The 21,700-nt window shown below is 27.1% G+C and carries 18 protein-coding genes and 1 other annotated feature; of the genes, 14 read left to right on the forward strand and 4 right to left on the reverse strand.

Going from position 1 to position 21,700, the window contains the following annotated elements:
- Positions 1 to 64 precede the first annotated feature (64 nt).
- The 11 genes from HMPREF3045_RS03845 to nhaC all read left to right on the forward strand — a co-directional run bounded on the left by HMPREF3045_RS03845 (position 65) and on the right by nhaC (position 11,245).
- Positions 65 to 538, forward strand: coding sequence for a COG2426 family protein (locus HMPREF3045_RS03845; RefSeq protein WP_070737122.1), 474 nt, complete (start codon positions 65 to 67; stop codon positions 536 to 538).
- A gap of 8 nt (positions 539 to 546) precedes the next feature.
- Positions 547 to 1,452 carry an LCP family protein gene (locus HMPREF3045_RS03850; RefSeq protein ID WP_070737123.1) on the forward strand — a complete coding sequence of 302 codons (906 nt, stop codon included), beginning with the start codon at positions 547 to 549 and terminating at the stop codon, positions 1,450 to 1,452.
- 10 nt (positions 1,453 to 1,462) lie between these two features.
- Complete coding sequence (locus HMPREF3045_RS03855) at positions 1,463 to 1,981, forward strand: adenine phosphoribosyltransferase (RefSeq protein WP_070737124.1); 519 nt, start codon at positions 1,463 to 1,465, stop codon at positions 1,979 to 1,981.
- A 150-nt stretch (positions 1,982 to 2,131) separates the two neighbouring features.
- Positions 2,132 to 2,620: a prolyl-tRNA synthetase associated domain-containing protein gene (locus HMPREF3045_RS03860; RefSeq protein ID WP_070737125.1), complete on the forward strand. Its 489-nt coding sequence runs from the start codon at positions 2,132 to 2,134 to the stop codon at positions 2,618 to 2,620.
- A gap of 344 nt (positions 2,621 to 2,964) precedes the next feature.
- Positions 2,965 to 4,005, forward strand: coding sequence for a hypothetical protein (locus HMPREF3045_RS03865; RefSeq protein ID WP_070737126.1), 1,041 nt, complete (start codon positions 2,965 to 2,967; stop codon positions 4,003 to 4,005).
- Between the two features lie 9 nt (positions 4,006 to 4,014).
- Complete coding sequence (locus HMPREF3045_RS03870; RefSeq protein ID WP_070737127.1) at positions 4,015 to 4,497, forward strand: hotdog domain-containing protein; 483 nt, start codon at positions 4,015 to 4,017, stop codon at positions 4,495 to 4,497.
- Positions 4,498 to 4,620: 123 nt separating this feature from the next.
- Positions 4,621 to 5,094 carry a MarR family winged helix-turn-helix transcriptional regulator gene (locus tag HMPREF3045_RS03875; RefSeq protein ID WP_070737128.1) on the forward strand — a complete coding sequence of 158 codons (474 nt, stop codon included), beginning with the start codon at positions 4,621 to 4,623 and terminating at the stop codon, positions 5,092 to 5,094.
- Positions 5,078 to 6,838 carry an ABC transporter ATP-binding protein gene (locus HMPREF3045_RS03880; protein WP_070737129.1) on the forward strand — a complete coding sequence of 587 codons (1,761 nt, stop codon included), beginning with the start codon at positions 5,078 to 5,080 and terminating at the stop codon, positions 6,836 to 6,838. Before HMPREF3045_RS03875 ends, HMPREF3045_RS03880 begins: the two co-directional genes overlap by 17 nt.
- Complete coding sequence (locus tag HMPREF3045_RS03885) at positions 6,831 to 8,864, forward strand: ABC transporter ATP-binding protein (protein WP_070737130.1); 2,034 nt, start codon at positions 6,831 to 6,833, stop codon at positions 8,862 to 8,864. The genes HMPREF3045_RS03880 and HMPREF3045_RS03885 overlap by 8 nt, the downstream gene beginning before the upstream one ends.
- Before the next feature lie 12 nt (positions 8,865 to 8,876).
- A complete protein-coding gene (locus HMPREF3045_RS03890) occupies positions 8,877 to 9,290 on the forward strand; it encodes a DUF2871 domain-containing protein (RefSeq protein ID WP_070605061.1) in 414 nt (137 codons plus the stop codon).
- A 401-nt stretch (positions 9,291 to 9,691) separates the two neighbouring features.
- The gene (gene nhaC / locus HMPREF3045_RS03895) at positions 9,692 to 11,245 is read left to right on the forward strand and encodes a Na+/H+ antiporter NhaC (RefSeq protein WP_070737131.1); all 1,554 of its coding nucleotides are present in this window, start codon (positions 9,692 to 9,694) and stop codon (positions 11,243 to 11,245) included.
- A 69-nt stretch (positions 11,246 to 11,314) separates the two neighbouring features.
- On the opposite strand, the gene HMPREF3045_RS03900 is transcribed toward nhaC, so the two are convergent.
- The 4 genes from HMPREF3045_RS03900 to HMPREF3045_RS03915 form a co-directional block, all read right to left on the reverse strand.
- Positions 11,315 to 12,505 carry a dicarboxylate/amino acid:cation symporter gene (locus HMPREF3045_RS03900; protein ID WP_070737132.1) on the reverse strand — a complete coding sequence of 397 codons (1,191 nt, stop codon included), beginning with the start codon at positions 12,503 to 12,505 and terminating at the stop codon, positions 11,315 to 11,317.
- A gap of 92 nt (positions 12,506 to 12,597) precedes the next feature.
- On the reverse strand, positions 12,598 to 14,358 hold the full coding sequence (locus HMPREF3045_RS03905; RefSeq protein WP_070737133.1) for an ATP-binding cassette domain-containing protein: 1,761 nt from the start codon (positions 14,356 to 14,358) through the stop codon (positions 12,598 to 12,600).
- Positions 14,355 to 16,115, reverse strand: coding sequence for an ATP-binding cassette domain-containing protein (locus tag HMPREF3045_RS03910; protein ID WP_083316577.1), 1,761 nt, complete (start codon positions 16,113 to 16,115; stop codon positions 14,355 to 14,357). The genes HMPREF3045_RS03905 and HMPREF3045_RS03910 overlap by 4 nt, the downstream gene beginning before the upstream one ends.
- Before the next feature lie 162 nt (positions 16,116 to 16,277).
- Positions 16,278 to 17,825: an NAD(P)/FAD-dependent oxidoreductase gene (locus tag HMPREF3045_RS03915; protein ID WP_070737135.1), complete on the reverse strand. Its 1,548-nt coding sequence runs from the start codon at positions 17,823 to 17,825 to the stop codon at positions 16,278 to 16,280.
- A gap of 82 nt (positions 17,826 to 17,907) precedes the next feature.
- Here HMPREF3045_RS03915 and HMPREF3045_RS03920 point away from each other — a divergent pair, with 82 nt between their 5' ends.
- The 3 genes from HMPREF3045_RS03920 (at position 17,908) to HMPREF3045_RS03930 (ending at position 21,670) form a co-directional block, all read left to right on the forward strand.
- Positions 17,908 to 18,369: a GNAT family N-acetyltransferase gene (locus tag HMPREF3045_RS03920; RefSeq protein ID WP_070737136.1), complete on the forward strand. Its 462-nt coding sequence runs from the start codon at positions 17,908 to 17,910 to the stop codon at positions 18,367 to 18,369.
- Positions 18,370 to 18,472: 103 nt separating this feature from the next.
- Positions 18,473 to 18,702: a binding site (T-box leader), on the forward strand.
- 64 nt (positions 18,703 to 18,766) lie between these two features.
- Positions 18,767 to 20,110: a branched-chain amino acid transport system II carrier protein gene (gene brnQ, locus HMPREF3045_RS03925; protein ID WP_070737137.1), complete on the forward strand. Its 1,344-nt coding sequence runs from the start codon at positions 18,767 to 18,769 to the stop codon at positions 20,108 to 20,110.
- 147 nt (positions 20,111 to 20,257) lie between these two features.
- Entirely contained in the window at positions 20,258 to 21,670 is a 1,413-nt protein-coding gene (locus HMPREF3045_RS03930) for an alanine/glycine:cation symporter family protein (RefSeq protein ID WP_070737138.1), read from the forward strand.
- The last annotated feature ends 30 nt before the right edge of the window (positions 21,671 to 21,700 follow it).

A 21,700-nucleotide genomic window follows, 5' to 3' on the forward strand; every position in this document is an offset into this window, starting at 1 on the left:
TCGGTTTTTTCATGTTTAATTAATATGATATAATAGCTACATAAGAATTTAAAAAGGAGAATCAATGCAAAGTCTAATAGATTTTATTAGATCAAGTTTTTCAAATGAAATAGCCATAATAATTATTAGCATGCTGCCTTTAATAGAGTTAAAGGGTTCAATTCCTATTGGTCTTGCAATGGGATTTAAACCAGTTAAAGCTTATTTGTACTCAATTATTGGTTCAACTATTCCTGCAATTTTTATTCTTTTGTGGATTATGCCGATTTTTGCATACATGAAAAAAAATGCTAAACTTAAAAAAATTACAGCTTGGGCTTTGAAAAAGGCTGAGAAAAAAGAAGGAAAAATAAAAAAATATGAATATTTAGGTTTATTTTTATTTGTAGCAATTCCTTTGCCGGGAACAGGAGTTTGGATGGGATCTTTGATTGCATCAATTCTTGGCTTAAATAAAAAAAGATCTTTGTTGATGATAGCAGTTGGAAATGTAATTGCAGGAATTATTATTTATACTTTTTCTAATTTTTTCTTTTAAGGAGTTATATGAATATAAAAAAAAGAATTATAAAAGCAATACTGATTATCTTAATGGGATTAACAGTTTTATTTGCAATTCAACTTGTAAGAGGATTTATAGGATCACAAATAATAAAAGATGAAAATAATTTTACAGGAAGTGATCTTGGAGAAGGTAACAAGATTGAGCAAAAAAATAAAGATGAATTGCTATTTGTTTTTGCAGGTGTAGATGCAACTGGGGAAAAATTTGGTACAAGAACTGATACACTTATGCTTGTTTTGATGAACAAAGAAAACAAAACCATAGATATAATTTCTATTCCTAGAGATACAAGAGTTAATGTAGATGGGAATATGGATAAAATAAATGCTGCCCATTCATACGGTGGTATGGACGATACAATAAAAACTATAAGAAATTTCTTGTCAATCGATTTAGATTATTATGCAGAAGTTAGCTTTCAGGCAGTAGAAGATGGAGTAGATGCACTTGGTGGAGTGGATATAAATGTTCCAGACCAAATTGCAACAGCTCAAAATATTGAACCTGGTCTTCATCATTTTAATGGAAAACAAGCTCTTGATTATTGTAGATTTAGAAAAGGCTATGCAAATGCAGATTTGGGAAGAATTTCTTGCCAACAAGATTTTGTTGTACAATTTATAAAAAATATGACAAAGCTAAAAAATATAATAAAAATTCCTGGTGTAATTTCAAAAGTAAGTTCAAACATGGATTCAAATATAAGTATGTCAACTATTTTATCTTTTGCTTGGGCATTTAAAAATATAGATGATGCTCAAATAAATACACAAACAATTCCAGGATACCCAGATATGATTGATGGAATATCTTATTATATTCCCGACAATGAGGCAACAATAGATATAAGAAATAAAATATTATATAATTATTTATTAGAAGAATAAAGGAGAAATTATGGACATTAAATCAACAATAAGAGTAATTGAAGACTACCCAAAAGAAGGAATATCATTTAAAGATATAACAACACTTTTAAAAAACAAAGAGGCTTACAAAGAAACAATTGACCTTATGGCAGAAAAATTAAAAGATTTAGATTTTGATTATATTATTGGAATAGAATCTAGAGGATTTATTTTTGGAGCAGCACTTGCTGACAGATTGAATGTAGGATTTATTCCAGTTAGAAAACCAGGAAAATTACCGGGAGAAATAAAATCTTTATCTTATGATTTGGAATACGGACAAAGCACAATAGAAATTCACGAAGACGCTTTGAAAAAAGGGGATAAGGTTGTAATAGTTGATGATTTAATAGCAACAGGTGGCTCTGCAAAAGCCTGTACAAAATTGGTAGAATTATTAGGTGGCGAAATAGTTTGCTTAGAATTTTTGATAGAACTTACAAGCCTTAAAGCAAGAGAAGAATTAAAAGATTATAAAGTAATTTCATTAATTGAATACGATCATTAAAATTAAACCTTCATTAATTTGAAGGTTTTTTATTTTGGTAAATTTAAATAGATTCATAACTTTTAAGTTTTTAATAAATTTTCATAATGTTTGCCTAAAATTTTAAAGGGTATAGTATGTTTAAGGGAAAATAATTATTAGGAGGAAAAAATGGATCAATATAAGATGGTTGAAAATAAATTAAAAGAATTGGAAATAGATTTTAAAATAGTTGATCATCCGCCTGTAACAACGACTGAACTTGCTGATAAATATATAGAAGGGCATGATGGTGTTCGTACTAAATCTATGTTTTTAACTGATAGAAAAAAGAAAAATTTTTATTTGGTTATATTGGATGATTATAAAAGATTAGATATGGATCGTTTTAAAGATATAGTTGGAGAAAAAAAAGTAAAAATGGCATCTGAAAATTCTTTGATGGAAAAAATGAAACTTCCAGCAGGAACAGTTTCTCCTTTTGGATTATTAAATAATGAAGACCATGATATTAAATTTTTTATGGATAAAGAAATTGTAGATGAAGAAATAATGACTTTTCATCCAAATATAAACGAAAAAACTTTATTTTTAAAAACAAAAGATTTGTTCAAATACTTGGATAATATAGGATATGAAGTAAATATTATAGAATTGTAAGTTTAAGGCATCTAAATTTAGATGCTCAGATCGTAGACAAACCCTCAAGCACGAATATCTGACTCCAAAAATTGTTGATTTTTAAATTTCAAAATTCTAAAATCGCAAACTCGCTAACGCTCAAACAATGCGATTTTTGACGAATTTTTAAATTTGAAATCAAATCAATTTTTTCCGTATGCTATTCTTAGCATGAGGTTTTGTATACTTTGTCAACAGTCTAGGCATCTAAATTTAGATGCTTTTTATTTTTTTTATTTTAAAATAATTTTGATTTTTTTGTATAATTTTTGTAATATAAAATTGGTTTTAATAAAAATAAGTCTTAATAAAAGGAAGAAAAAATGAAAAAGAAAGAAAAAAAATTTAAGAAATTAAAATATATTTTGATAATTGTTTTTATAGGTTTTATTATAAGTTTAGGGACAAATAAATTTTTGAAAACTGATTTTGATAATTTGCCAAAGCTAGATAGACAAGTTATAGAAGAATACGATAAATTTCAAAAAAGTGATGAAAAATTATGGAAAGATTATAGGCTTGAAGATAAGGATATATTGATAATAAATAAAAATGTTGTCGGGAATTTTTATTTGCTTACTAAGGATAAAAATATAAAGTCGATTTTTGCTAAAAAAATAAAGACCAAAGAAGATAAAATAAATATTTATAGGATTTCTAAATTGTATCCAAAAAGATTTGAGTATTTAATTGGAAATTTTAATACTAAAGATAAAAATTATAAAATTTTGGGAAAGGATAATATTTTTTATGTAAAATATGATAAAGATTCAATAAATAAAAAATTTTCATCTTTACATTTTTTGCCTTTCCTAAGCCATGAGGCTTTGCATTATTATATGCAAAAAGATTGGGACAATATTACTTTTAGGGGATATTCTTACAATGATAAGGAATTGGATTTGTTGGATAAGGAGTATAAAATTTTAGGAAAAATTAAAAAAGCTCTTGATGAAAATGCTGATGTAAATACTTTAAAAAATTTGGGTAAAGAATATTTAAAGGTAATGGATGAAAGATTTGAAAAAACTAATCCTGAAAAAATCCAAGCTGAAATTTTTGAAGAAACAATGGAGGGAGCTGCAAATTATGTATCGATAAAAGCAGCAAAAATTGTTGGATATGATTATGGGATTTTGTATTTTGATAATACAAAAAATGTAAAATTTGATGAAATAGTTCCAACAATAAAAAAAGGACAAATTAATCAAAGTATAATCGGAGAAAAAATAGTTTATGAATCAGGAGCACTTTTGTGCCAGTATTTGGATAAGATTGAAGTTAAAAATTGGCAAGAAAAATTAAATAATAAGGGCAAAAAAGATATAAGTTTATATAGCATTATAAAAGAAAATTTAAATTAAGGAGTTTTTATGAAAGATGCAAAAAAAATTTCTATACAAGAAACTTATGGCGAAAGATTTCAACATTGTTGGGGTTGTGGACCAAAAAATGATAAGGGATTACATTTAAAATCTTTCCCAAGTGATGATAAAAAAACTGTAAGGGCAAAAATTATTCCAAACGAAATGTATACAGGAGGTGTCCCTCAAAATCTTTTTGGAGGAATGATTGCAATGATTTTTGATTGTCATGGCACAGCTTCAGCAGCTTATTTTGCTCATATCAACAAGGGATTGGAATTTGATGAAAATACATTAATAGGAAGATTTATAACAGCAAGACTTGAAGTTGATTTTAAAAAACCAACTCCTATGAATGAAGAGATTGAAGTAATAGCAAAGCTTGAAGAACTTGGCGAAAGAAAAGCAATTATTAATATGGAATTGTTAGCCAAAGGAGAAATCCGAGCAAAAGCAAAAATGGTTGCAGTTAAAGTAAAAGATAATATGTAAAATTAATCCAGCTATAAATTTTTTAAATTAAAAATATATAGCTGGAATTTTTTTTTAAAAATAATGTTAGCTAGTTGACAATCAAAATTCTCAAAGTATAATTTTTTCGTCAAGGAGGAAATTTTGCAAGAAGGAATTTTAAAAAAAATAAAAGATTTGGATATTTGTATGATTAGAAAAATGTCGGAACTAAAAAACTGTGCAGGACATGACCGTTCTAATGTAGCAAATCCAACTCAAGTAAAAATTTTTTCGTATTTGATAGAAAATAAAGAAGGGGATGTTTTTCAAAGAGATTTGGAAGAAGTTCTCAATATAAGACGAGCGACAATATCGAATATTTTGAAAAAAATGGAAGCAAATGAATATATTTTAAGAGAAACTGATAAAAAGGATTTGAGATCTAAAAAAATTATTCTTACAGATTTGGCTATCAAAAGGTATCAAAAGGGTTTAAATCACTTGAGAGATATTGAAAAGATAGCGACGAAAAATATAGATAAGAAAGATTTAGAAATATTTAGTAATGTTATTGATAAGATGATTATTAATATTGAAAATTATAATGGAGATATGAATAATGATAAAATTATTTAAAAATTTGAAAAAAATAGACATAATTTATGGTTTAATAGCCATAATTTTTATTGTCTTTCAAGTTTATTTAGATTTGAAAATGCCTGATTATATGTCAAAAATTACGGTGTTGGTTCAATCTGAAGTAAGTGAGCTTGATGAAGTTTTAAAATATGGTGGCTACATGATGGCTTGTGCCTTTGGTTCAATGATTAGTGCAGTTATTACTGGCTATTTGATTTCTACAGTTTCTGCCAGATTTTCTAAAAATGTTGGAAGAAAATTATTTGATAAGGTTACAAGTTTTTCAAGTGAGGAAATAAATGAATTTTCTACGCCAAGCCTTATTACAAGAAATACAAATGATATAACACAAGTACAAATGTTTTTGGCTATGGGCTTACAAATGTTAATAAAATCGCCAATAACTGCAATTTGGGCTATAAATAAAATTCTTGATAAAAGTTGGCAATGGTCAGCTGCTACAAGTGTAGCTGTAGTATTTTTGTTGGTTGTTGTAGGAATAATAATGGCGATTGTAGTTCCAAAATTTAAATTAGTTCAAAATTTAATTGATAAATTAAATAGGGTTACAAGAGAAAATTTAATTGGAATTAGAGTTATTAGAGCCTTTAATGCTGAAAAATATCAAGAAGAAAAATTTGAAGAAGTAAATACAGATTTGACAAATTTACAAACTTTTAACCAAAAAATGTTTGCTTTAATGATGCCAATTATGTTTTTTGTAATGAATTTTTTGGCTTTGGTAATTTATTTTATTGGATCAAGATTAATTGATGGGGCAATGATTGCAGAAAAAATTGAATTATTTGGAAATATGGTTGTATTTTCATCTTATGCTATGCAAGTTATTATGTCATTTTTAATGTTAGCCTTTATTTTTATGATGCTACCAAGAGCAAATGTTTCAGCAGATCGTATTAATGAAGTATTAAATACAAAAATTAAAATAGAAGATGGAAAAAAATCTTATAAAGACAATGGAATAAAAGGAAAAGTAGAATTTCAAAATGTATACTTCTCATATCCTGATGCAGAAGAAGCAGTTTTAGAAAATATTTCTTTTACAGCAAACAGGGGAGAAACTGTTGCCTTTATCGGCTCAACTGGTTCAGGAAAATCTACTTTGATAAATCTTATTCCAAGATTTTACGACGTAAGTGGCGGAAAAATTTTAGTAGATGGGATTGATGTTAGAGATTATCCATTAAAAGATTTATATAATAAATTAGGTTATGTTTCACAAAAAGCATTTTTGTTTAATGAAAGCATAGAAAATAATATAGATTTTGGAGAAGGACTAAAAGAAATTAGTGATAAAGATATAGAAAATGCTTTGGACATTGCTCAAGCAAGTGAGTTTGTAAATAAAATGGACGATGGTAAAAAATCTATGATAGCCCAAAGTGGTACAAATATTTCTGGAGGACAAAAACAAAGATTATCTATAGCAAGAGCAATAGCAAAAGATCCTGAAATATTTATCTTTGATGATTCATTTTCAGCGCTTGACTATAAAACAGATGCGATTTTGAGAAATGAATTAAAAAAATCTACAGAAAATTCTACCAAATTAATAGTTGCTCAAAGAATTGGAACTATTATGAATGCAGACGAAATAATAGTTTTAGATCAAGGAAAAATAGTTGGAAAAGGACGCCACAAAGAATTATTAGAAAACTGTGATGTTTATAGAGAAATTGCCTTATCCCAACTAAGTGAGGAGGAATTATATAATGGCTAGACATGGAAATGTAAGAGGAAAAATTGAAAAACCAAAAGATTTAAAGTCATCAATAAAAAGATTAACAAAAGAATTAAAAGATTTTAAATTATTAATAGGACTTAGCATTGTGCTTGCTATCGTTGGTTCAATTTTAACAATAATTACTCCAAATAAATTATCCGATATGGTTGATGAAATTTCTCTTGGAATTAGACCAAGAGTAGAAAATATTGAACCAATAGCTAAAAATATTCAAAAAGGAATGAAAAATAGAGGTCTTGTCTCAATCACAATAGATGGAGTTGAAATTAGCGTAGAAGATCAAATGGAATTTGCAAAAATAATGCAAAAAAACCAAGGAAAAAATATGGATATGAAAAATTTATCCAAAGAAGATCAGCTAAAAGAGCTAAAAAAATTGGAATCATTCCCAAAATCAATAAAAAAAGTAATTGAACCAAAAATGGATTTGGAAAAAATAAAAAATATCGCAATTGTAATTGCACTTTTATATTTTATAAGTTCATTTTTTACATTTATCCAGTCCATTTCAATGACAGAAGTTGCAAATAGATTTGCAAAAAAACTAAGAAATTCAATTTCTGAAAAAATTAATAGACTGCCATTGACATTTTTTGATAAAAATTCTGTTGGAGATATTTTATCAAGAGTTACAAATGATATTGATACAATTGCCCAATCAATGAACCAATCGTTGGCAAGTCTTTTCTCATCAATCGTTCAATTTTTAGGAACAATTATAATGATGTTTTACACAAATTGGCAAATGGCAGTAACTGCTATTGTTTCAAGCACATTTGGTTTTATATTTATGTTTTTGATAATTGGTAAAAGTCAAAAATATTTTTCAATGCGACAAAAATCACTTGGAAAATTGAATGGACACATTGAAGAAGTTTATTCGGGTTTAAATATTGTAAAATCATACAATGCCAAAAATTATGTTCTAGATAAATTTGATAAGGCTAATTATGATGTTTATAAAGCAAGTCAGATGAGTCAATTTTTGTCAGGATTAATGATGCCTTTAATGATTTTTATTGGAAATTTGGGCTATGTTGCAATTTGTATTGTAGGAGCTGTTTTGACAATTAAAGGGAAAATTACTTTTGGAGTAATTGTTGCTTTTATGTCTTATGTCAGATTATTTACATCTCCACTTTCACAAATCGGACAAGCTATGACATCAATTCAATCAACAGCAGCAAGTAGTGAGAGAGTTTTTGAATTTCTTGATGAAAAAGAAATGGAAGATGAAAAAGAAAAAAAAGAATATTTAGATCCACAAAAAGCCTTCGGAAATATTGAATTTAAAAAGGTAGAATTTACTTATGATGGAAATAAAAAACCAACTATTACAAATTTTTCAGCTGATATTAAAAAAGGACAAAAAGTTGCAATAGTTGGGCCAACAGGAGCTGGTAAAACAACTATGGTAAATCTTTTAATGAAATTTTACCAAATAAATAAGGGAGATATTATTATTGATGGAAAATCAATAAATGATTTAAAAAGAGAAAATATCCACGATTTATTTACCATGGTTTTGCAAGATACTTGGTTATTTAAAGGAACAATTAGAGAAAATATTTTATTTAATAGAAAAGATATTTCAGAAAAAAGATTAAATCATGTAATAAAATCTGTAAGCTTAGATCATTTTATAAAAACTTTACCAAAAGGACTAGATTCAAAAATTGATGATGACGATTCAGTATCCCAAGGACAAAGACAACTTCTTACGATAGCTAGAGCTATGATTGATGACAAACCATTTTTGATTTTAGATGAAGCAACATCAAACGTAGATACAAGAAGTGAAGAGTTAGTTCAAGAAGCTATGGATAAATTAGCACAAGGAAGAACTTCATTTATAATTGCCCACAGATTATCAACAATCAAAAATGCAGATTTGATTTTGGTAATGGATGAGGGAAATATAATTGAACAAGGAAATCATGAACAATTAATGAAAAAAAATGGGTTCTATGCTGATCTTTACAATTCACAATTTAGTTTATAAAAAGGAGAGGAAATGAAAAAAATAATAAATACAGCAATGTTTTATATGATTTATGGCTTAACAGCAGGAGCTTTTTATAGAGAATATACAAAATTTAAAGGATTTACAGGACTAACAAGTCTTTCAAAAGTCCATCCTCACGTTTTAGTTTTGGGAATGTTAGTATTTTTGATAATAGGAGCTTACGCTTACAACAAAGAAGATTTAATAAAAACAAAAAGTTTTTCAAGATTTTATAAAGTTTATAACATTGCTCTAGTAGGAACAAGTCTTACAATGTTTGTAAGAGGCTTAACACAAGTTAACGCAAGCCAATTGACAAAAGCAATGGACATGTCAATTTCAGGAATTGCAGGAGTATTTCATATATTGATGGCAGTAGCATTTTACTTTTTCTTTAAGTCTTTAAAATCTATTGCAAAATAAAAATTACAAATGAAAATTAAAAGGGACTGTAGGTAAATTATGATTATTAATAATTTTTCTATAGTCTTTTTTTTATGTAATTATTAAAAAAATAAAATAAATTGAAAGCTTTTAAGAATTTTTAAAATTTTTAAAGCTTACTGAAATTTTTAAGAGAAAAAAATTAATTCTTATTTATATTAAAAATTTAACTTAGCTATTAAAATAAAAATATTTTTAGCCATTTATTTTAATGGGTTATGATTTAATTATTTTACTTTATCTAGATAACAAAATAAAATAATTAAAATCAAAATTGACAATAAGCTCTTGATATTGTAAAATAATTATACGATAAAATTTAACATATAATTTTATCAAGGAATTATAATAAAATATAATTTACTATGAAAGGAATTAATATGAAAAAAGAAAAATCAATTAGGCTACCTAGTTTTTTTGAAGCGATTTTGCCGATTATAACTATGGTGTCTTTGATGATTTATGTATTTGCTTTTGCAAAAGAAAAAGTTGATGGAAAATTTGAATCTATTTATGATGGGGCACACATGCCTTTGATTTGTGGAATAATTGTTGCTTGTTTGGTTGGAATGATTTGCGGTCATTCTTTTAAAGAGATGATTAATGGAATGATTAATAGGATTAGCACGACTCTTGATGCAATTTTAATTTTACTTACTGTTGGGCTTTTGGTTTCTTCTTTTATGATTAGTGGAACAATTCCAGCTCTTATTTATTATGGGCTTGATTTATTAAATCCAAAATTATTTTTACCAATAGGTTGTATCATAACGGCGATTGTAAGTCTTGCTTGTGGATCTTCTTGGACTGCAACAGCAACAATTGGAATTGCATTTATGACAATAGGAAAGGGAATGGGAATTAATCCAGCGATTAGTGCTGGTATGGTAATTTCTGGTGCTTATATTGGAGATAAATTTTCTCCTTTATCAGATACTACAAATCTTGCAGCTGGTGTTTCAAAAACTGGTTTGTTTGATCACGTTACTGCAATGATTTCTACAACTGGTCCAGTTTTCATAATTTCTTTAATTTTATATACGATTTTGGGAATTAGGGCAAATGTTGTTAATTATGATCCAACAATTGCAGAAGGCATAAAAACTTCTCTTGCAAATAATTTTAATTTAAATCCTTTGGTTTTACTTCCGATTGCAATTATAATTTTAGTTTGTGTATTAAGAATTGAAGGCTTGGCTGGTGTAATGATTTCTGTCGTAGTTGGAATTATTTTTTCTTTAATTTTTCAACAGCCAAGATCTCTTGCTGAAATTTTTTCAATTTTACACTATGGTCCAGATATTGAAACAGGAAATGCTTTTGTTGATCAAGCTTTGGCAAAGGGAGGAATGGATAATCAAATGTGGACTATAAATTTAATTTTATTAGCTGTATCTTTTGGAGGAGCTTTAGAAAAATCTGGAGTTGTTGAAAAATTATTTGCTCACTTAAAAGAAAAAATTAATTCAGTTGGTGGACTTGTTTTTACAACAATGGCAACTTCAATTTTTTGCGATGCAACCATGTGTGATCAATTTTTAGGCATTGGAGTTCCAGCTCCACTCTATGAAGATAAATATGATGATATGGGTCTTTCAAGAAATTATTTATCAAGAACATTAGAAGATGCAGGTACTTTGTGGGCAGTTATGTTTCCATGGTCAGCCTGTGGAGCTTATCAAATGAAAACTTTGGGAGTAAATCCTCTTTATTATTTCCCATTTGCATTTGTAAATTTAATAAACCCAATATATGCTTTATTAACAGCGTATTTTAAAAGAAATATATTTTGGGCAGATGGTTCATACACAAATATTTTTGGAAAAACAAAAATGAAAAAGAAAGCACACGCACCAAAAGAAGTAGAAATTTATGCCACAAATCAATTAGATAAATTAAGAAAAGAAGGAAAAGCTCCAAAAATTTCACTTTAAATCCTCCATTTAAATAAGCTTTTCTTTCAAAAAAATAATGCTATACAAAAAAAAGTATAGCATTATTTTTTATTCTTCAATTTCTTTAGGATCTTTTGGAACTCTATCAAAAATTCCTGTAACCATAAGAGCTATTGCTCCATCGCCTGTTACATTACAAGCTGTTCCGAATGAATCTTGAAGGGCAAATATTGAAAGCATAAGAGCTGTTCCTGTATCATTAAATCCTAAGACAGAAATAATTAATCCTAAACTTGCAACTACTGTTCCTCCAGGAACTCCTGGAGCTGCTATTGCAAAAATTCCAAGTAATGCAATAAATACAATCATATTTGCATTTGATGGAACTTGTCCTGTTAAAATTTGTGAAACTGTCATAACAAAAAATACTTCTGTTAAAACTGAACCGCAAAGATGTGTGTTAGCACAAAGTGGAATTACAAAATCTCTTATTTTTGGATCTAATGTTTTTGATTTTCTAGCACATTTTAAGGCAACTGAAAGGGTTGCTGCTGATGACATTGTTCCTAAGGCTGTAAGGTAAGCTGGTAAATAATGACCAAAAACTTCTTTTGGATTTGTTTTTGAGAAAAGTCCTCCCAAAGAATATAAAAGTGTCATCCAAATAAAATGTCCAACTATTACTATTAAAATTATTTTCAAAAATACAGGCAATTCTTGTAAAACTACTCCTTCATAAGCTAAAACTGCAAAAGTTGAAGCAATATAAAAAGGTAGCATATTAATTACGACAACGTCTACGATTTTTAAAACAATATTATTAAGTTCTAATAATAAATTTTCCCAAGTTTGAGATTTGGTAAGAATAACTGCTATACCAAAAATAATTGATGTTACAAGAGCTGTCATAACTGGCATTATTGGATCTATTGATAATTTAAAAATAGATTCTGGAATTTCTTTTGCTCCTGCCACATTTGATGCAATATTTAAATGAGGAATAATAGCTTTTCCAGCCAAAAAACTAAATGTTCCTGCACCAATTGATGAAAGGTAGCAAATCAATAAAGTTACAGTTAGAATTTTTCCTGCATTTTCTTTTAGTGAAACAATAGCAGGTGTAACAAAACCTAGAATAATCAAAGGAACAATATATCCTATCAAATCTCCAAGAATTGTTTTTATTGAACTAACTACCAAAATTGCAGATTCATTTGAAATTTGTCCAATAATAATTCCTACAATAATTCCCATCACTAGCTTAAAAACTAATGAATTGAAAAAGCTTTTCTTTTTCATTTTTCATACCTCTTTCATTTATTTTAATAATATTCTACATTAATTCAACAAAATTACAATACCATAATAGTCTTTTATTGTAATAAATTATATTAATCATAAAGTTTTGCTTGGCTTAAATACATTTTTTTATAAAGTCCATCATCTTTCATTAGCTTTTCATGATTCCCATTTTCTGTAATTTTTTTATTATCACAAACAATAATCCTATCAGCATATTTTGTTGATGAAAGCCTGTGAGAAATAAAAAGCGAAGTTTGTCCTTTTGAAATATCTAGCATTTTTTCAAAAATTTCTTGTTCACTTCTTGGATCAAGAGCACTTGTTGGCTCATCCATTATAAAAAATTTTCCTTCATGAACAATTGATCTTGATAGAGCAAGTTTTTGTCCAATTCCACCAGAAGGTTCGACAGAATTCTTTGAAAAAAGGAAAGTTAAGAATGTGTCTTCTTTATTTATTAGCTTGTCTATCCAAGATTTCAAATTTAAAAGATAAAAAGACTCATCCATTTTTTCTCTTTGATAATTTGTAATCTCATCTAATAAATTTGCTGAAATATTTTCAGAAATTCTAAATGGAAATAATCTAAAATCTTGAAAAGTTGGGGAGAGGATTTTGTAATATGTTTTTGTATCAATATCATTTATATTAATTCCATTTATATAAATATTTCCTTTTGTGGGTTTATAAAATTTACACAAAAGTTTTACAATTGTAGATTTTCCAGCACCATTTTTCCCCACAAGAGCTACAGTTTCTCCATTTTTAATTTCAAAAGAGCAATTTTCCAAAATATTTTCCTTTGATTTTGGATATTTAAAGCTTACATTATCAAATTTAATAGTGATTTTTTCTGTGTTTATTTTTTTGATTTTTCCCTCATCAAAATTTTCTTCTTTTTGATTTAAAAAATCAAATAAGCTTTGGAGTTGAGAATTAAAGGCAATTACTTGGGCATAATTTTTTTGTATTTCCTTGCTTGCATTTATTAAACTTATTAATGAGTTAAAATATAAAGTGAAATCAGCAAGGCTTATGGCTTTTTCTATAAGCTTAACTACAAGAAAAAACAAAGATCCAAGTATAGAAAAATTAGAAAATACATTCATAAGCCCAACATAAATTCCATTTTTTGTATAATATGCGTTGGAATTTTTTACCAATTTTTGGTGAAAAATTTCAGATTTTTTTAAAATAAAATCTTCTCCATTATAAATTTTTATATCTTTAAAATATCTATGATCTTGAGAAAAATTTATAAAAAATCTGTAAGCCCTTAGTTTTGGTATATCATTTTTTTGATAGTCTAATTCATTTGTCTTAATTAGCTTTACAATTTTTTTATTTAAAAGTATTAAAATAAGTACAACAAGTACAACAAAAACCGATAAGTTCATAAGAACTACTAAAGAAAAAATACCTGTAATTGTGGAGTTTATTGTTATTGCAAATAAATCATATATTTTAAAAATTTCGAAAATAGCATAATGAGCTTTTTCCATTTCATCTTGAACTGTTTTACTATCCGATTTTTCTACTGGTAGCTTAATGGCTTTTTCACTTAATTTAAAAGTATAGACATCAAAAAAAGATTCAAAAGATTCTGTGAGTAAATTTGCATTTAACCTATTAACTAATCCTCTTATAAAATCAAAAATTAAAACTAAAAAAGCAATTATAAAAATTATTTTTAATCTTTTTTGTCCGTATATTTCATCAATTATTAATTTTGGTGCAATAATAGAGAAAAGAGGAAGTATTCCCATAAGAAGAGAAAAAATTACAAATTTTTTGATGAAGTTTTTGTGTATTTTATTTATTTTTTTTAATAATTTTAAAATATTTTTCATACTTTCTCCTTATAATTTTTTGCTTGAAGATTGTATAAATCTTTGTAATCAGAATCATTTCTCATAAGTTCTTCATGGCTTCCTGTTGATTTTATTTCCCCATTTTTAAGATAGACTATCCTGTTGCAAAATTTTGTTGATGCAAGACGATGAGATATAAAAATTGAAGATTTGTTCTTGGTTAAATCATTATACAAGGTATATAATTCTCTTTCTGCAAGAGCGTCAAGTTGGGCGGTGGGTTCATCTAAAATTAAAAGTTTTGAAGAATTTTTCTCAATACTTCTTGCCAAATATAATTTTTGTTTTTGTCCACCCGAAAGATCAACTCCATCATCATCCAAAATTCTAAGCAGAGTTTGATCATCTTTTTTGTCATAAGATTCTATAATTTTATTCAAATGAGTAAGTCCATAAGTTTTTTCTAGATTTTTATTAGAATCATTTAATAAAATATTTTCTTTAATAGAAAATGGTAAAATTTGTGAATCTTGGAAGACAGCTGAAACCAAGCTATTATAATCATAATTCAGATTTTTAAAATTTTCTCCATTAATAAAAATTTCCCCATCATAAGATTTATAAAAACCTGCAAGAATAAGAGCAAGAGTAGATTTTCCAGCTCCATTTTCTCCGACTAAGGCTATTGATTCATTATTGTTTATGGTTAAATTTATATTTTTTAGGACATATTTATCAGAGTTTGGATATTTAAATGATAAATTTACTAAATCGATTTTTAAATTTTTTGGTAAATTATTATTTTCAAAAGATTTTTGATAAGGATTTATAATTTTAAAAAACGGTTTAAATCTTGTAAGATTATCAAAAAAATCATTAAAAATCCACATAAACAAATTGTTAAAATTTACAAAGGCTAAAATAGCTGTAAAATAAACATAAAAATCGCCAAGGTCAAGCTTTCCACTCATAAGATTTGTAATAAGCCAATACATAATAAGAGCATCTCTAATAAAATTTATAAGTCTTACAAGGCTATAAATTTTAAAGGTTTTTTTATCTGTTCTAACTAGGTATTCTATCCTATCTTGGTTGGTTTTTTTGTAAAAACTTTTAAAGACATTTATAAAATCAAAAATAAGTATATCTTGTTTTGATAAGGGAGATCTTAGCTCATTGTTTAATTTTGTAAATTTATTGTAGTTTTCGTTTTGGTCATTCCAAAATTTAGAAAATTTTCTAGGAATTTTATTTGCAATATAAGTTGAAATTATTGTCAAAATAATTATCAAAAATAAAATAATTCCGCCAATTTTTAAAAAAATCCACAAAAATCCTGCAATAGAAGTTAGGGATGCTAAAAATTCTGGCAAAGTCATCATTACAGCACCTGCTCCTAGATATGGACTGTCGACAGCCTTATTTGCACTATTTATTTTTTCGGATTCAGATTTTTTCATTTTTTCTTCATAGGGAAGGTAGAGGGCATATTTTGTTACCATATTCATATATTTATATCTGATATTATTCATTTTCATACGGTAATTACCCATGATAAAAGATTCAAAAAAACTTATAATCGTTGATAAGACTAATAATAAAATAAAAAAGCCTAACATAAAATCAAGTCCATTTTGGTAATTTTTCAATATGTAGGCAGGCGAAATAATCCATATAAATGGTTTTAAGCCGATAAATATGGAGTAAAGTACGATTAATAAATACATGCTTGGCTCATACTTAGCCATTGATTTAAAAATATATTTTAATTCTTTCATAAAAAGCCTAAACGGCATCCTCCTTGGTGTAGTAAGTCAAGGAGCTTTTCCTCACTTACAAGTTACAAATTTCCTCTTTATTTTTAATATTATTGTTCATTTTTCTTCTCCTTTCTTTAGAGCTAATTTAATATTAACAATTTAATTCAATGAAGTCAAAAAAAGATGGCAAAGGCCATCTCAATTTTCTAATATTTCTATTGCACATTTTAAACCATCAAGGGCTGATGAAATTATTCCGCCAGCATAACCTGCACCTTCTCCTATTGGTCTTAAATTTTTAAATTTTAAAGTTGAATAATTTTTATTTCTTTCAATTCTAATAGGACAAGAAGTTCTTGTTTCAACTCCTGTTAGAATTGCATCTTCATCAGAGAAAGCTTTTATTTTTTTTGAAAAATCAATTAGGGCAAGTTTTATAGCTTCGTTGATCTTTTCTGGATAAATTTTATTTAGATCAGCAAATTTATAAGATGGCTTGTATGTTGGCTTAATTTCTCCCAAATCTTTAGAAACTACTCCATTAATGTAATCACAAACTTTTTGCACAGGAGCAGTAAAATTTCCTCCGCCAAGCATATAAGCTTTTTCTTCTATTTCTCTTTGAAATTTAATACCACTAAGATTATCATCTCCCAAAATTTCTGGTCCAATAGCACAAACAATTGCAGAATTCGAATTATAATTTCCTCTGTCATGATAGCTCATTCCATTTACACAAAGACGATTTTCTTCACTTGATGCTGGAACGACATAGCCACCTGGGCACATACAAAAAGTATATACAGAAATATTTTTCTTTTTATCAAAATATTTAAGGGCATAGGAAGCTTGAGGAAGCCTATCATCAATGATTTTATATTGGCTAAAATTAATATCTTTTTGCAAGTGCTCAATCCTAAATCCAACTGCAAAATTTTTCTGGCTAATATCAATATATTTATCTAACATTATAAAAGTATCGCGAGAAGAATTGCCCAAGGCAAGCACATATTCGTCGGCTTGGTATTCATTTTTATTTGTAATAAGAGATTTTATTTTGTTATTTTCAACTTTTAAATCTGTAAAAATTTCATTAAAATGAAAATTCCCTCCCATTTCAATAATTTTTTTCCTAATATTTATGATAACTTTTCTTAAAAGATCTGTGCCTACGTGGGGCATTTGGGTGTATAAAATATCTTTGGGAGCACCATTTTCAACCAAAATTCTAAAAATTTCCCTAGACCTTTTATCCTTTGATCTGGAAGTTAATTTTCCATCAGAAAAAGTTCCAGCGCCTCCTTCGCCAAATTGAATATTTGATTCGGGATTTAATTTTAAATTTTTAATAAAATTGTTGATAGTTTTTACCCTATCTTCAATTTTTTCTCCCCTTTCAATAATAGTAACTTTAACACCATTTTTACAAAGAGCATAGGCACAAAAAAGTCCACTGGGACCAGATCCAACAATAACAGCAGAATTTATTTTATTTTTATTTCCTAAAACTAAATCCTCTTCAACAAATTCCCCAATATCATTTTTTAATTTTTTCCTAGTTTTTTTATCAATTTCACAATCAATCAAAACTTGATAAACATAAAAAATACCACGCCTTGCATCGATTGACTTTTTATAAATTTTAAAAGAATCAATTTTTCTATTAATTTTTTCTTCAATAGCCTTTTTTAAATTTTCATCATTATCCAAATCGTATGGAATTTTAATATTTCTAATTATAAACATAAGACATCCTTTCTTATTAATTTTAACAGATTTTCCATGTTAAATAAATTTAAAATAATATATAATTGATTTGGAGGAACTTATGAAAGTTAGTTTAGTTGAAAATAAATTAGAAAAAGAAAATATTTCATCCTACATATTAAATGATTTAAATTCATGGTTTGAAGATGAGGATGCTGTAAAAAATTATATAGAAAAATCTAAAGATTATATTTTTTTCAAAGCAAGTGAAAATGGAAAAAATTTTGGCTTTATCGTTTATAAAAAAACTTCGGATTATACTGTTGAAATATTTGTAATGGGAGTTTTGAAAAAATATCACAGAAATCATATAGGAAGATATTTATTTGAAAAATCCATTGAAATTTTAAAAAAGTATAATTATGAATTTGTCCAAGTAAAAACTTTAAAAGAAGGAATAGACGATGGATATAATCAAACAAATAAATTTTATCAAGCTTTGGGATTTAGAAAATTTGAAGTAATTGAAGAAATTTGGTCAAAAGAAAATCCTTGCCAAATTTATGTGAAAAGTATTGTTTGAGGGAGCAATTAAATAATTTTTATCCTAAAAAATGATAATTTATAAAAAAATATTTGACAATATTAAAAACAGATCTTATAATAACCATAACAATAATTTATTTATAAAAATTTATGAAAAAAAGAGTAGGCTTGTGGAAAAGCACAGAGAGTTGGAGTTTGGTGAGATCCATCCTTTGAAATAAGTTCGAAAATCATTTTTCTTTTGCATATCTGAGTTATAGTAAGATATGTCGCCATGGTTGGCGTTATCAAAACCCGGCATTGTTTGATGCTTGAAGAGCTTATTTTTATATAAGAATAAAGGTGGTAACGCGGAATTTTCGTCCTTTGTCTAATTTTTAGACAAGGGACTTTTTTAATGAATAAATATTGTAATAAATTTTTTGGAGTATAGAATGAAAAAATTATCAACAAGTCAATTTTTACAAGTTAGTGTAATGCTATTCGGTTTATTTTTTGGAGCTGGAAATTTAATTTTCCCTCCACTTTTAGGAAATCAAGCAGGATATTTTACATTTATTTCTTTGTTAGCATTTTGCGTTACTGCTGTAATATTTCCTGTAATGGGAGCTATAGTAGTAGGAAAAACTGAAGGATTAACAAATTTATCCAACAGAGTTTCTCCTTTATTTTCTGTAGTTTTTACTACGGCAATATATTTATCAATAGGACCTGGACTTGGGATACCAAGAGCGGGATCTGTTCCATTTGAAATGGCAATCGCTCCGTATATACCTCAAGGATTTAATATAAATCTTGCAAGATTTTTATATACTTTAGTATTTTTTAGTGTTGCCTTATTTGTATGCTTAAAACCAAATAAACTTGTCAAAAGAGTTGGAAAATATTTAACACCTGCACTTTTAATAATGATAGTTTTTATGTTTTTAAAAGTGATAACAATGGATAAAAATATAGCAGCTCCTGTTGGAGAATATAAAAATGCTCCATTAGTAAAGGGATTTTTGGAAGGATATAATACTATGGATGCTGTCGCTGCATTAAATTTTGGTTTTGTAATAGCTCAATCCATAAAAAGATTTGGAGTAAAAGATAAAAATGAAGTTACAAATTATACAATAAAAGCAGGACTTGTAGCAGGAAGTGTTTTATTTTTAGTATATGCTATGCTTGCAAGTGTAGAAATGATAGGCTCATCAAAACTTGTTGGAGCAGAAAATGGCGCTGTAATATTAACTTATGCAGTAAAAAATGTTTTTGGAAATTTTGGAATAGTTTTACTTGCAGCAATATTTACACTTGCATGTCTTACAACTTGTATAGGACTTATAACAAGTGGTGGAGAATATTTTGAATCATTATTTAACCACAAATTATCATATAGAAAATGGGTTTTAGTTTGGACTTTATTTTCATTTTTGATGGCAAATTTTGGATTAAATAAATTATTAGAATTTTCAGTTCCATTATTAACAATAATATATCCAGTAGCTTTAGTTTTAATCCTAATGGGAATAAGCCATGATTTAATAAATTATTCAAAAGAATCTTACCTATTTACAGCAAGCTTATCAGTTTTAATACCATTAGTAGAAGTGTTAAATAATTCATTTGGAATAAAATTGTGGTTTGTCACAAATTTAGTTGAATCTTTACCATTATATGAAGAGGGACTTTCATGGCTATTGCCAAGCCTATTTGTTTTAGTTATAACAACAGTAGTTTTTAAATTCTTGTACACATTTAAAGAGAATGAAAAAATTAAAGAAAGATATTAGAAAATAATCGGGGAGACTCGATTATTTTTATATTTTTATAAATGGATAAAGAAAATTTACTTGAAAATTAATTTGTGATATAATTTTACTATCTTATTATGACTTTAATACATTTTTGTATTATTGTGATAAATTAAAGGAGGGAATATGTTAACAAAAATTAGTAATTTTATAGGGCCTATAAATGAAATTCTTTATTATCCGATATTAATAATTTTGTTGCTTTTGATAGGTCTTTATTTTACATTCAAGACTAACTTTTTACAAGTTAGGTTATTGAAAGAATCAATTAATGTTGTAATGGAAAAACCTGAAGAGGAAGGTGCCGTTTCTTCATTTCAAGCCTTGATGGTTTCTACTGCATCTAGAGTTGGTTCTGGAAATATTGTAGGAATTTCTACAGCAATTTGCCTAGGAGGTTATGGTGCAGTTTTTTGGATGTGGATTGTTGCGATAATTGGTGGAGCAAGTGCTTTTATTGAATCTACTCTTGCACAAATTTATAAAAAAAGAGATGAAAATAATAAATCTTATGGTGGACCTGCTTATTATATTGAACAAGGTTTAAAATCTAGAACACTTGGAATTATTTTTGCTATTAGTTTGATTTTGACTTATGCAATTGGTTTTAATATGCTTGCATCTTTTAATCTTCAAACTTCTTTTATTGCTTATGATTTTTATGATCCAAACAAAACTCCATTTATTATTGGATTAATTCTTGCTATCATTACTGGAATTTGTATTTTTGGTGGTGGGGATAGAATAATTAAATTTACATCAACTTTAGTTCCTTTTATGGGAATTATTTATATTTTGGTGGCTATTATTATGATAGTTGTAAATATTTCTTATATTCCAACTGTTTTTTCAAATATTTTTAAGGATGCTTTTAATTTTAGGGCGATTTTTGCAGGCCTTGCATCTTCTTCAATGATGTATGGAATAAAAAGAGGGCTTTATTCAAACGAAGCTGGTATTGGTTCAGCACCAAATGCTGCTGCAAGTGCAAATATTTCTCATCCTGTAAAACAAGGATTGGTTCAAATGCTTTCAGTTTTTATTGATACGCTTTTAATTTGTTCAGCTACAGCTTTTATGTGTCTTTCTTCTGGAATTGAACCAAGCGAGGCTTTAAGTGGAGCTCCTTATGTTCAAGAAAGTCTTTCAACTTTGTTGGGTGGATTTGGAAATTATTTTATTTCTTTTTCCTTAGCTTTATTTACCTTTACAACCTTGATTGGAAATTTATTTTATGTAGATAGTAACCTTGCTTATATAAATAAAAAAACACCATCAAAAGTTTTTATGATAATATTTAGATTGTTTGCAGTAATTGTAATTTTATTTGGAGCTATGAGCGAAGTTAAACTTGCTTGGGATATTTCTGATTTGTTGATGGGAATAATGGCTTTAATAAATTTACCTTCAATTTTAATTTTATCTAAAAAAGCTATTGATTGTTTAAAAGATTATGAAAAGCAAAAAGCAAGTGGAAAAAATCCAATATTTAAAGCAAAAGATATTGGTGTGAAAGAAAAACTTGATTATTGGAATTAATTACAAAAAAATAAATAAATTTTAACCGTT

Origin of the sequence: Anaerococcus sp. HMSC075B03 (genome assembly GCF_001815585.1) — a bacterium.
Lineage (GTDB): Bacteria > Bacillota > Clostridia > Tissierellales > Peptoniphilaceae > Anaerococcus > Anaerococcus vaginalis.